Genomic DNA, 12,976 nt, shown 5'->3' with positions numbered 1-12,976 from the left:
CCGGCTTTGGTCGCTTGTTGGCCATGTGTCTCCTCCGTTTTCCTAAACATAGCGGAGGACCAATTCAGTGGGGGAGGGTCAAAGCGAGGTATCTGCGTCGCTGTTATCAGAAAGTAAAAACGATAGCTCACCAGTCTGCCCTGCAAACCTTTCCATATTGAGAGCTAGTGTATAGCTGCCTTCGGGCGCCATCGTCGCAAGGCTCGAGAAAAGGCTGGTCTGTTCCCAAAAAACTTCGAGCCAATCATACTGGGCAACGCTTAAAAACTCCAACTCAAATGATAGAATTGAAGCTTCATTAGGCAAATCTAACAAAAATGTAGCGTATGCATCTGAACCTTCAATTAGCTCGAATTGTCCATCGCTTGTTGAATTTGCATTTTCAAAACGATTAAACTTCTCAAAGGTAAGATCTACGATTGGTTGCATGCGTTGATAAGTAGATACTGTTGGGCGATATCCACCTTCATCTAGAAGAACTGAATAGAAAAACCCACCTGTTTCTTCACTTGGATCTAAGATAGTTCGCACATACTCTTTCCAGACTTCAGAATGATCAAGGCCGTGAAGCGAATAATCTTCCCCTAAGAATAAAGGTTTACCAAATGCGCCGCCAATTCCGTCCGCAGTACCATAGTAGTTCTCTACCCGTTCAACGGTATCGGGAAGTGAGGCGAAATTCAGCGGATCGAGCCGAAGGGCTTCAAATTCAGAGACGGGATCTGTTGGAGCATCAAGCATCGTAAATTGTGTAGTTTCGACACCACTGTTATTAAGAATTTGTACAGCTCGGGCGTTTACGCCTGTGCCGAAGCTATGACCGATGAATTGGAGATCTTTATTGTATCCGACCCCTAATCTCTCCAACAAACTACTGCCTAGATCATCTCCAATACGAGTCAGGCCGCCACCAGCAAGATAGGCTGCACCTTGCACCCCAGTAGAAGCTTCAGGCCAAGCATAAATCAAGATGTTGGCGTCATCGCCAATCTTTTCTAACAGAGCGGCACTTATTTCAGCACTAAAATCAACAGTTTCAAATACTTCATTTGGTGCTAACGCAGAAAATCTTCGAGTTATCGGCCCGTCCAAGACACCGGCTAGGAAATCGATTTGAACCACGTCGCGCTGCCACCCATGAGTCGCGACTACTGTCGGTCTTGAAGCATCGAACTGATTTGCCTCAATCAGCAAGCCACTATACACATCAATTCCAGCCGATTGCGGAGGGTTGAGATTTCCTCCGTTTTCTGGATCATCAGTATCGCGTATACTAAGTGATTGTGGATTGATCGAAAAATCGACAGAGTAGCCCTCTCCAACGTAAGGAAACGCGCCATATGAAGCGAAGTCTCTTTCAGGATTTTTGGCAAACCCTGTAATGTTGCCTATACCATTGGTTGTGTTGGAGACTGTCACATCAGACGAAGACAGTGGGAAAGAGCTCTCTGTCAATAGTTGGGAGGGGTCAGAGAAAGTACCATGCTCTGAGATGGAAAAGCTGAACCTATGTTGTAGGTTTGGGGTGAGCGAATCTTCAGTTCCTGAGCTTGTTAAGACATAATTAGTTCCCGCACTAGATCCTCCGCTAACTCCAAACTGATCAGATTTGTCTCCACCAAAACCACGATCGTTTTCCACAATGCGAAGAACTTCCCCTTGAAACTGCCACTCTGAACCACCGATTCGTACAGTGCTTAGCGCCGTGTTATCTAAAGCGTCAGGATCGAAGCGGAACCGAAGCTCAACAGCGTCATCTAGAGCGACATTTCCTGGGCCTGCGACGTCGTCCGTAGGGATTACAAAACCGAACGGAGGACGCTGAACGAGACCACGTGAGACTCCCGTCACTTCTCCCGACACTGTCAATTCAATCGTCGTGGCCGCTACTTGGAGATTGGGCAGAAATAGGTATGATCCTATCGCTGCTAAGAGAAATAGCCGTGACATAATTGAAATCCTAAAATTCTGTAATAACAGGAGTGTTTAAGATTTATATTTGGCACCTGTACCTCATAGCCTGTCAAGGTTTTTGCTGAGCCATGGTCAGCAAGGTTCTCGCACAGAGGTAGTTAAGGGGTCGGTACGCCATGCTGCCTCCAGATTGGTAGAAACGCGAAGGCTTCCAAAGACGGTATTGGTTAATCAGGTCTATTTTTCATCGCCTAAAGAAACGTAAGACGACATTTTCCTACAGTTTGACCCTAAGGAAGCAATCCACATAAGGTCGGAAGTTTCAGTTTAGGGTAGAGTTGTGCTTCAAATTCTTACTGGTTGGTGAACCCTGAGCCTATGGCGGGCAAGAGGAATAAATTTGTGCAGCTAACCTTTTAATTTAGATAGAGTATTGTGCGGAACTGAACTCCATGAACGAGAATTTCCAACCCTTCAGATGGCTGCCGAAACGAAAAATTTCAGGTACCGTTTTTCGCTTTGAGGCGAGAACTGAGAACGGCCCAAGCTTGCATCAAGCTAACCCGTTTGTTCCAGTAGGTCGCGCGGTTGTAGGTGCGTCTGATAGCATTTTGATCTTGATGTGCCAGTGCTGCCTCAATCACATCAGCATCAAACCCATGTGTGTTCAAGATAGTGCTGGCCGTCGCGCGGAAGCCGTGAGCCGTTACTTCCTCCTTTGAGTACCCCATTCGGCGCATTGCTGAGTTAAAGGCGTTTTCAGACAACCACTTACGGTTAGAGTTTAGCGAAGGAAAAATCAGTTCCACGCCTTCGACGTCGATCCAGTTGCGATGAACTAGTTCTAGCGCTTGGGTAGACAGTGGCACCACATGATCACGCCGCATCTTCATGCGTTCAGCGGGAATAGTCCAGGTAGCAGCCTCAAGATCGAACTCTCGTTGCTTTGCGCCGCGAACCTCTCCTGGTCGGGTCATGGTGAGAATCTGGAATAGTAGGGCGTCTTTGATCACGCCAGCGCCAGTGTATGCGTCCAGGTCACGCAAGAACTGCCCAAACACCTTCTCGTCAGTGATAGCAGCGCGGTTGGTCGCCTTAACTGGCAGCAGTGCCCCTTTGATCGCTTGCGTAGGATCGTTCTCCGCTCGCAGTGTCACGATAGCCAAGCGAAAGACTGCAGAAAGGGTCCCACGCAGTTTCTTGGCAGTCTCTCGCCGCCCACTGTGTTCAACCTTCTTCAACAGGTGCAAAACCTCAGCAGAGGTAATCTCATTGATTGGTCGGTGGTGCAGGGCTGCAGCCAAGGTATGCACATGCCAGATCTTTTTGCGCATCGTGGCTTCTGCGAGTTCTCGATCAATCGCTTGTTGAAGGTATTCCTCAGCAACCAAGATAAAAGTCGTTCGGGCCTGAGTCTTGGCTTCAATTTGATCAAGCCGCTTCTGAACAGAGGGATCACCTCCTCCTGCCAGCAATGCGCGGGCCTCATCTCGTTTCTGCCGCGCCTGTGCCAGAGTTACATCTGGGTACGGTCCATGAGACAGAAGCCGCTCTTTGCCAAAGTGGCGGTACTTCTGTTGCCAGAGCTTTGACCCATTTGGTTTTATCAGCAGGAATAGTCCGTTGCCGTCGGCTAGTTTGTACGGTTTATCCCGATTCGTAGCTTTTCTGATTTTCAGGTCCGTTAGGGGCATTGGGGGTATCAACCTCACGCTTGGGGTAGAGTACCCCCAAAGATACCCCCAATGACTAGTTTTTCGGGGGTATCGAGTGTTCCGCTATGTTCAGATTGATACTTGAAAGCGATTAAAAACTCAATGATTTTGAGCTCTTAAGGTCATCTATGTTCGGATAAATTGGTGCCCAGGAGAGGACTCGAACCTCCACACCGTTGCCAGTACTAGCACCTGAAGCTAGCGCGTCTACCATTCCGCCACCTGGGCACGTGAGGGCTGCATTTAAGCGGGCCGTTGCCGGGTGTCAATTGCATATTCGCGCTAAAATGGGGTGACTCCCCCTGACTTGAGGCGCCAAGGCGCAATTGCGCTTGTTTGGCGCGGGTCAGAGAGGTACATCAACGGGAAGCGAGCCCAAGGCGCATGAGGATTTCCACTATGTCCAAACTGGTAACGATCTATGGCGGTTCCGGCTTTGTCGGCCGGTATATTGCCCGGCGTATGGCAAAGGCGGGCTGGCGTGTGCGCGTCGCGGTGCGGCGGCCGAATGAGGCGCTGTTTGTGCGTCCCTACGGCGTTGTCGGGCAGGTGGAGCCGGTCCTGTGCAATGTGCGGGATGACGCCTCTGTCGCGGCGGCGATGCAGGGGGCGGAGGCTGTGGTGAACTGCGTTGGCATTCTGGCGGAAGCCGGGAAGAACAGGTTTGATGCGGTGCAGGCCGAAGGGGCCACACGGATTGCGGGGTTGGCTGCGGAAAATGGTGTTGCGCGGATGGTCCATGTCTCGGCCATCGGGGCGGATATGGACGCGGACAGCGACTATTCTTCCAGCAAGGGGGAAGGGGAAGCGGGTGTGCTCAAGTACATGCCGGATGCGATGATCCTGCGCCCCTCCATCGTTTTTGGGCCGGAAGATCAGTTCTTTAACCGCTTTGCGGGCATGACCCGGATGAGCCCGTTTCTGCCGGTTGTCGGTGGCAAGACGCGGTTCCAGCCGGTCTATGTGGATGATGTTGCCGCGGCGGCTGAGATGGGTGTTACGGGTGCGGCCGAAGGTGGTACTTACGAGCTGGGCGGACCGGAAGTTGAGACATTCCGGGGGCTTATGCAGCGGATGCTGGATGTGATCATGCGGCGGCGGGTGATCCTGAACATGCCGATGTGGATCGCACGGATCATGGCGTTTGGCTTTGACATGGTGCAGGCGATTTCCTTTGGTCTGATCCCCAACGGCATGATCACGCGCGACCAGCTCAAGAACCTGCGCCACGACAATGTGGTGGGTGACGGCGTGAAGACCTTTGGTGATCTGGGTATCGCGCCGACGTCGATGGAATCAGTGCTGCCGGACTATCTGTGGCGTTTCCGCCCCTCGGGCCAGTATGACGCGATCAAACAATCCGCACAGAACCTGCGCAACGGGTAATGGACGCCTCGACCACGTTGGTTGCTGCCTTTCTCGGTTTGTTGGAAGGGCTGACGGAGTTCATCCCGGTGTCGTCCACCGGGCATCTGTTGTTGGCGGGGCATTTTCTGGGATTTGAAAGTGCGGGCCGCACGTTTGAAGTGGTGATCCAGCTGGGCGCGGTGCTGGCGATCCTGACGATCTATGCAGGCAGGCTGTGGGCAGTGTTTGCGGCCGCGCCGAATGATCCGCAGGCGCGACGGTTTATCTGGTCGGTGCTGCTGGCGTTTTTGCCTGCTGTTGTCATTGGTGTGATGGCCCATGGGTTCATCAAGACGGTGTTGTTTGAGACGCCGATGCTGATTGCCATCATGTTGATACTGGGCGGTATCGTGCTGTTGCTGGTGGAGCGGATTGCACCCGAGCCACGGCATGTAGATGCCATGCGGTTGCCGATATCGGTGGCTGTGAAGATCGGGTTTATTCAATGCCTTGCGATGATTCCCGGCACCTCCCGATCAGGCTCCACGATTGTTGGTGCGCTGCTTCTTGGAGTGGGGAAACGGGCGGCGGCGGAGTTCTCCTTCTTTCTGTCGATGCCGACGATGGCGGGGGCGTTTGCCTATGATCTTTACCAGAACCGTGACGTGCTGGATGCCTCCGCGATGGGGGAGATTGCGGTGGGCTTTGTGATGGCCTTTATCTCAGCTGTATTCGTGGTGCGGTGGCTTTTGGACTATGTGAGCAAGCATGGTTACGCGCTGTTTGGATGGTGGCGAATCGTTGTGGGCGGCGTGGCCTTGGTGGCGTTGATGGTCGGTTAGGTCCGTATCGGACCTATAAATCACCCAATGTGTGCGGCATAGTCTGGCCATACTTCAAATTTCTGGTATTTAGGTCAGCAATACTGACTTTAATATCCTCGCGAACTGGTTTACTGGGGGCATTCGAGTGTCTTTCGGGAGAACAGTACCATGGCAAAGCAGCCGATGCTGAAATTTGTGAACATCGAGCGGGATATGCCCGAGAAGCGTCCCCCTGATTTACGCCGGGAAGACTTCAAAGAGATTTACGCAGAGTACGCTGACGCCAAGGCCAAGGAGCAGGCCGCGCGCTGTAGTCAGTGTGGCGTGCCGTATTGTCAGTCGCACTGCCCGCTGCACAACAATATCCCCGATTGGCTGCGTCTGACGGCGGAGGGGCGGTTGCAGGAAGCCTATGAACTGTCACAGGCGACGAACACCTTCCCGGAGATCTGTGGCCGCATCTGCCCGCAGGACCGTCTGTGCGAAGGCAATTGCGTGATTGAGCAGTCGGGCCATGGCACTGTGACCATCGGGTCGGTGGAGAAGTACATTACCGATACGGCGTGGGAAGAAGGCTGGGTCAAGCCGATCAAACCCGCAGCGGAGCGCACCGAAAGCGTGGGCATCATTGGTGCAGGTCCCGGCGGGCTGGCGGCGGCGGATGTGCTGCGGCGGCAGGGGGTGCAGGTCACGGTGTATGACCGCTACGACCGCGCAGGCGGGTTGCTGACCTATGGCATTCCCGGCTTCAAGCTGGAGAAAGACGTGGTGATGCGGCGCAATGAACAGCTTGAGCAGGGCGGGGTGACCTTCAAGCTGAACTGCAACGTCGGCGAAGACATCTCCTTCGAGGCGATCCGCGAGGCGCATGATGCGGTGATTATCGCCACAGGTGTCTATAAAAGCAGGGACTTGCAGGCCCCCGGCGTGGGTGCGCAGGGGCTGGTGCGGGCGATTGATTTCCTGACCGTCAGCAACAAGAAAAGTTTTGGCGATGATGTGCCCGCCTTTGACGATGGCAGCCTGAATGCCGATGGCAAGCGCGTTGTGGTCATCGGCGGTGGTGACACTGCGATGGATTGTGTGCGGACATCCGTGCGGCAGGGGGCGACAAGCGTGAAGTGTCTGTACCGCCGTGACCGGGCGAATATGCCGGGCAGCCAGCGCGAAGTGCAGAACGCCGAGGAAGAAGGCGTGGTCTTTGAGTGGCTGAGCGCGCCCAAAGGGTTCACCGGTGATCCGATAAGCGGTGTGATGGTGCAGAAGATGCGTCTGGGCGCACCTGATGCCACGGGGCGTCAGGCACCGGAGGTGATTGACGGCGCGGATTATGTCGAGGACGCGGATCTGGTGATCATGGCGCTGGGTTTCGAGGCCGAAGACCTGCCGACGCTGTGGGATTGCCCTGATCTGCCGGTCAACCGCTGGGGCACGATCAAAGCCGAATACGTATCGGGCCGGACCGAAGCCGATGGCGTTTATGCTGTGGGTGACATCGTGCGCGGTGCGTCTTTGGTGGTCTGGGCGATCAAGGATGGCCGGGACTGCGCAGAGGCGATTTTGGAGGGGTTCAACGCTGCCGCTTCGGTGGCGGCGGAGTGAGCACGAGGGGGGCACGGCCCGTACACAGGCTGTACACAACCTGTACACCGTTAACGCACGCTCCCTTTACCAAACAGTAACTCGTTAGGTCAGAGACACTGATGCAAATGCCGGAGGACGTTAAAAATGTCTGAAGAGATCAAGGGCCACTGCCTGTGTGGTGCATGCCGTGTCACGGTGACCGGTCCGTTGGGCGACATTTCCGCCTGCCATTGCGAGATGTGCACGCGGTGGAGCGGTTCTGTTCAGATGGGCATCGGGGTGCCGCAGGAGCGGGTCAAGATCACAGGACCCGTGAAGACGCATCGGTCTTCGGCTATCGGGGAGCGGGCATGGTGTGACACCTGCGGGTCTGCTGTGTGGTTCCGGTATCCCGAAGGGCCGGATGCGGGGTATTTCGAGTTGGCGCCGGGGCTGTTCGAGAACGCGGGCGGCGCGAAGCTGGTGCGGATCGTCTATGCCGACCGGCACCCGGACGGCTATGCGTTGGCCGGCGATGTGGAACGGGTGAGCAAGGCCGAATACGAGGCCAGACATCCCTTTGTGAAGGAACCGTCATGACAAAGAAAATCAACGGCCAATGCCTGTGCGGTGCGGTTCAGATCACCGCAGAAGTGGACAACCCGCGTTTGCGTGCCTGTCATTGCGACATGTGTCGGCAGCACACGTCAGGCGCGTTCTTTTCCCTTGAGACGGTGCCGGGGAGCATCACGGTTGAAGGCCCGGTCAAGGTCTACGATTCATCTGACTGGGCGACCCGCGCGTTCTGCGGCACCTGTGGATCGACGCTTTGGTATGGGACGAAACACGACGATGCCAAGAACCTTGCGGCGGGGCTGTTTCCCAACGCGGGCGGCGGGGTGCTGAAGGTGGAGTTTTTCGCCGATCAGTGCCCGCAGGGATACGCCATTGCGGGCGATCACCGCAAAATGACCACGACAGAGACAATCGCGCTGTTTGCGCCAGCTGAGGAGTAAACCCAATGACCAAATATGATGACGCATGGGTAGCGCGCGAAGAAGCCAAACGGGCGATGATGGCCGAGACGGGTTTGTACGCGCCGGAGGAGGAGCATTCCTCTTGCGGGGTTGGTTTGGTGGTGAACATCGACGGGACACGCAGCCGGTCGGTTGTGGAAAACGGCATCAAGGCGCTGAAGGCGATCTGGCACCGGGGTGCGGTGGATGCGGACGGCAAGACCGGTGACGGCGCGGGCATCCATGTGCAGATCCCTGCGAATTTCTTCTACGATCAGGTGCGGCGTACGGGGCATCATCCCAAGACCGATGAACTGCTGGCCGTGGGGCAGGTGTTTCTGCCGCGCACGGATTTCGGCGCGCAGGAGATTTGCCGGACCATCGTGGAGACGGAAGTGCTGCGCATGGGGTATTACATTTACGGCTGGCGGCATGTGCCGGTCGATATCTCCATGCTGGGGGAGAAGGCGAATGCGACCCGGCCCGAGATTGAGCAGATCCTGATCTCCAACTCCAAGGGCGTGGATGAGGACACGTTTGAGCGAGAGCTTTATGTGATCCGGCGGCGGATCGAGAAAGCGGCGATCGCGGCACAGGTGCCGACGCTGTATATTGCGTCGATGTCGTGCCGGTCGATTATCTACAAAGGCATGATGCTGGCCGAGCAGGTGGCGGAGTTCTATCCCGATTTGCAGGACGACCGGTTTGAAAGCGCCTTTGCGATTTATCACCAGCGGTATTCCACCAACACCTTCCCGCAGTGGTGGCTGGCGCAGCCGTTCCGGATGCTCGCCCATAACGGGGAGATCAACACCCTCAAGGGCAACATGAACTGGATGAAGAGCCATGAGATCCGCATGGCGTCCTCGGCCTTTGGCGATATGGCCGAGGACATCAAGCCGATTGTAGCGGCGGGATCGTCGGATTCGGCTGCATTAGACTCTGTTTTTGAGGTTCTGGTGCGCGCGGGGCGGTCGGCCCCGATGGCGAAGACCATGCTGGTGCCGGAGTCGTGGTCCAAGCAGGCGGTGGAACTGCCGCAGCCCTGGCGGGACATGTATTCCTATTGCAACTCCGTGATGGAGCCCTGGGATGGGCCTGCCGCTTTGGCGATGACCGACGGGCGCTGGGTTTGTGCCGGGCTGGACCGGAACGGGCTGCGGCCCATGCGCTATGTGGTGACGGGTGACGGGATGCTGATCGCGGGGTCCGAGGCGGGCATGGTGCCGCTGGATGAGGCGAATGTGGTGGAGAAGGGTGCGCTGGGCCCCGGTCAGATGATCGGGGTGCATATGAAGAAAGGCATCCTGCTGCACGATCAGGAGTTGAAGGACAAGATGTCTGCCGCCCTGCCATTTGGCGAATGGGTTGGCAAGATTGTCGAGTTGGATGAGCCGCTGGCCGCGGTAGAGGAAGCGCCGCTGTTTGAAGGCAACGAATTGCGCAGGCGTCAGGTGGCGGCGGGCTATTCGATTGAGGAACTGGAGCAGATCCTGGCGCCGATGGCGGAGGACGGGAAGGAAACGCTGGCGTCGATGGGGGACGATACGCCGTCGGCGGTGCTGTCCAAGCAGTACCGGCCGTTGAGCCATTTCTTCCGGCAGAACTTTAGCCAGGTGACGAACCCGCCGATTGACAGCCTGCGGGAGTTCCGGGTGATGAGCCTGAAGACGCGGTTCGGGAACCTCAAGAACGTGCTGGATGAGGACAGTAGCCAGACGGAGATTCTGGTGCTGGACAGCCCGTTTGTGGGCAATGCGCAGTTTGATGAGCTGTTCAAGCACTTCAATTCGGACGTGGTGACGATTGATTGTACCTTCCCTGCCGGGGGGGACCTGAATGCCGAATTGGCCCGTATCAGAGCCGAAGCGGAGGATGCTGTGCGGTCCGGCGCGGGGCATATCGTGCTGACGGATCATATGAGCGCGGATGGCAAGGTCGCGATGCCGATGATCCTTGCGACGAGTGCGGTGCATTCGCATCTGACGCGCAATGGCTTGCGCACGTTCTGTTCGCTGAACGTGCGGTCGGCGGAATGTGTGGACCCGCATTACTTTGCAGTGCTGATCGGCTGCGGCGCGACGGTGGTGAACGCCTATCTGGCGGAGGATTCACTGAATGACCGGATCCAGCGCGGGCTGCTGGATGTGACCCTAACACAGGCGATTCAGCGCTATCGTGAGGCGATTGATCAGGGTCTGCTCAAGATCATGGCGAAGATGGGGATTTCGGTGATTTCCTCGTACCGTGGTGGGCTGAACTTTGAAGCTGTGGGCCTGAGCCGCGCGATGTGCGCGGAGTATTTCCCCGGCATGACCAGCCGGATTTCGGGCATTGGTGTCACCGGCATTCAGCGCAAGGCGGAAGAGGTGCATGCCAAGGGCTGGCGCGGTGATGATGTGGTGATGCCGATCGGCGGTTTCTACAAGGCGCGGCAGTCAGGAGAGACCCACGCGTGGGAAGCCTCGTCGATGCACATGATGCAGATGGCCTGCAACCGGGCGTCTTATGACATGTGGAAGCAGTATTCGGCCAAGATGCAGTCGAACCCGCCTATTCATCTGCGCGATTTGCTGGACATCAAGCCGCTGGGCAAGGCGATTGCGCTGGAAGAGGTGGAGAGCATTACCGCCATCCGGAAGCGGTTTGTGACGCCGGGGATGAGCCTGGGCGCGTTGAGCCCGGAGGCGCACAAGACGTTGAACGTGGCGATGAACCGGATCGGGGCGAAGTCGGACAGTGGTGAAGGCGGGGAAGATCCCGCGCATTTCGTGCCGGAGCCGAATGGGGATAACCCAAGTGCGAAGATCAAGCAGGTCGCGTCGGGGCGTTTTGGCGTCACGGCAGAGTATCTGAACCAGTGTGAAGAGCTGGAGATCAAGGTTGCGCAGGGTGCCAAGCCGGGTGAAGGCGGGCAGTTGCCGGGGATGAAGGTCACGGACCTGATCGCGCGGCTGCGGCACTCCACGAAGGGGGTGACGCTGATCTCTCCGCCGCCGCACCATGATATCTACTCCATCGAAGACCTCGCGCAGCTGATCTATGACCTGAAACAGATCAATCCACGCTGCAAGGTGACGGTGAAACTGGTTGCATCCTCCGGTGTGGGAACGATTGCGGCGGGTGTGGCGAAGGCGAAGGCGGACATCATTCTGATCTCGGGTCACAACGGTGGCACGGGGGCGTCTCCGGCGACGTCGATCAAATATGCGGGTCTACCGTGGGAGATGGGCCTGACTGAGGCGCATCAGGTTCTGAGCATGAACAACCTGCGGGACCGGGTGACGCTGCGCACGGACGGTGGTTTGCGCACCGGGCGTGACATTGTCATGGCGGCGATGCTGGGTGCGGAGGAATACGGGATCGGCACGGCGGCGTTGATCGCCATGGGCTGCATCATGGTGCGTCAGTGCCAGAGCAATACCTGTCCCGTTGGTGTCTGTACGCAGGACGAAAGCCTGCGGGAGAAGTTCACCGGGAACGCGGACAAGGTGGTCAACCTGATTACCTTCTATGCCACTGAGGTGCGGGAAATCCTTGCTTCCATCGGGGCGCGTAGTCTGGATGAGGTGGTCGGGCGGGCGGATCTGCTGACGCAGGTGTCGCGCGGGTCCGCGCATCTGGATGATCTGGATCTGAACCCGCTGCTGATCACTGTCGATGGTGCGCGAGAGACGGTTTATGACCGCAACAAGCCGCGCAACGTGGTGCCTGATACGCTGGATGCACAGATCGTGCAGGATGCGCATCGGTTCCTTGAAGACGGGGAGAAGATGCAGTTGGGCTATGCGGTGCAGAACACGCACCGGACCGTTGGCACGCGGATTTCCAGCCATATCGTGAAACGGTTCGGGATGCGCAATTCGTTGCAGCCGAACCATTTGACGGTGAAGCTGACGGGGTCTGCCGGGCAATCGCTGGGCGCCTTTGCGGCACCGGGTTTGAAGCTGGAAGTGTCGGGTGACGCCAATGACTATGTGGGCAAGGGTCTGTCGGGGGGCACGATTGTCGTGCGGCCGCCGATGGCCAGCCCGATTGTCGCGGCGGAGAATACCATCATCGGCAACACGGTTCTTTATGGCGCAACGGACGGCTACCTGTTCGCCGCCGGGCGCGCAGGGGAGCGGTTTGCCGTTCGGAACTCCGGCGCGAAGGTGGTGATCGAGGGCTGCGGCAGCAACGGGTGTGAGTATATGACCGGTGGTGTGGCTGTGATCCTTGGCAGCATCGGCGCGAACTTTGCCGCCGGGATGACGGGGGGGATGGCGTATCTCTATGATCCTGAGGGGGTGGCGATGTCCTTGATGAACAAGGAAACGGTTGTGACCTGCCCGGTGACCCACGCCCATTGGCTGGATGAGTTGGAAACGCTGATCGAGCAGCATCTGGCAGAGACCGGGAGCCGCAAGGCTGCGGAGATCATGCAGCATTGGGACAGTGAAAAGCACAGCTTCTTGCAAATCTGCCCGAAAGAGATGTTGCCCCATCTGCAAGCGCCGTTGAGTGATGAGGAAACTGCCGTTCCGGCGGAGTGACGCAATGACCTGACCGGGGACAACCCGGTCAGGTGCACTTCCGGGCGACTACCTGCCCCAAT

General features: G+C 56.9%; 8 protein-coding genes and 1 tRNA gene. 6 read left to right on the top strand and 3 right to left on the bottom strand.

Translation table 11 applies throughout. The annotated features are described in order from the left end of the window. Window positions 1-78 precede the first annotated feature (78 nt). From Q1A91_RS19055 to Q1A91_RS19045, 3 genes are all read right to left on the bottom strand, one after another. Window positions 79-1,950 carry a hypothetical protein gene (locus Q1A91_RS19055; RefSeq protein WP_299881382.1) on the bottom strand — a complete coding sequence of 624 codons (1,872 nt, stop codon included), beginning with the start codon at window positions 1,948-1,950 and terminating at the stop codon, window positions 79-81. Between the two features lie 464 nt (window positions 1,951-2,414). Further along, window positions 2,415-3,608, bottom strand: a complete 1,194-nt coding sequence (locus tag Q1A91_RS19050; RefSeq protein ID WP_299881379.1) for an integrase arm-type DNA-binding domain-containing protein — start codon at window positions 3,606-3,608, stop codon at window positions 2,415-2,417. A gap of 163 nt (window positions 3,609-3,771) precedes the next feature. Continuing rightward, window positions 3,772-3,857: transfer RNA gene (locus tag Q1A91_RS19045), tRNA-Leu, on the bottom strand. 171 nt (window positions 3,858-4,028) lie between these two features. Here Q1A91_RS19045 and Q1A91_RS19040 point away from each other — a divergent pair. From Q1A91_RS19040 to gltB, 6 genes are all read left to right on the top strand, one after another. Next, complete coding sequence (locus tag Q1A91_RS19040) at window positions 4,029-5,015, top strand: complex I NDUFA9 subunit family protein (protein ID WP_299881376.1); 987 nt, start codon at window positions 4,029-4,031, stop codon at window positions 5,013-5,015. Next, window positions 5,015-5,818, top strand: coding sequence for an undecaprenyl-diphosphate phosphatase (locus Q1A91_RS19035; RefSeq protein ID WP_299881374.1), 804 nt, complete (start codon window positions 5,015-5,017; stop codon window positions 5,816-5,818). Before Q1A91_RS19040 ends, Q1A91_RS19035 begins: the two co-directional genes overlap by 1 nt. A gap of 150 nt (window positions 5,819-5,968) precedes the next feature. Further along, a complete protein-coding gene (locus tag Q1A91_RS19030; protein WP_299881371.1) occupies window positions 5,969-7,402 on the top strand; it encodes an NAD(P)-dependent oxidoreductase in 1,434 nt (477 codons plus the stop codon). Between the two features lie 126 nt (window positions 7,403-7,528). Beyond that, complete coding sequence (locus Q1A91_RS19025; RefSeq protein WP_299881369.1) at window positions 7,529-7,963, top strand: GFA family protein; 435 nt, start codon at window positions 7,529-7,531, stop codon at window positions 7,961-7,963. Further along, window positions 7,960-8,379, top strand: coding sequence for a GFA family protein (locus Q1A91_RS19020; protein ID WP_299881366.1), 420 nt, complete (start codon window positions 7,960-7,962; stop codon window positions 8,377-8,379). The genes Q1A91_RS19025 and Q1A91_RS19020 overlap by 4 nt, the downstream gene beginning before the upstream one ends. A gap of 5 nt (window positions 8,380-8,384) precedes the next feature. Continuing rightward, complete coding sequence (gltB, locus tag Q1A91_RS19015) at window positions 8,385-12,914, top strand: glutamate synthase large subunit (protein ID WP_299881363.1); 4,530 nt, start codon at window positions 8,385-8,387, stop codon at window positions 12,912-12,914. The last annotated feature ends 62 nt before the right edge of the window (window positions 12,915-12,976 follow it).

This window comes from uncultured Sulfitobacter sp., from assembly GCF_947500075.1.
GTDB lineage: Bacteria > Pseudomonadota > Alphaproteobacteria > Rhodobacterales > Rhodobacteraceae > Sulfitobacter.
The sequence above is the reverse complement of the archived record's forward strand: the minus strand, read 5'-3'. Positions and strand labels throughout refer to the sequence as shown.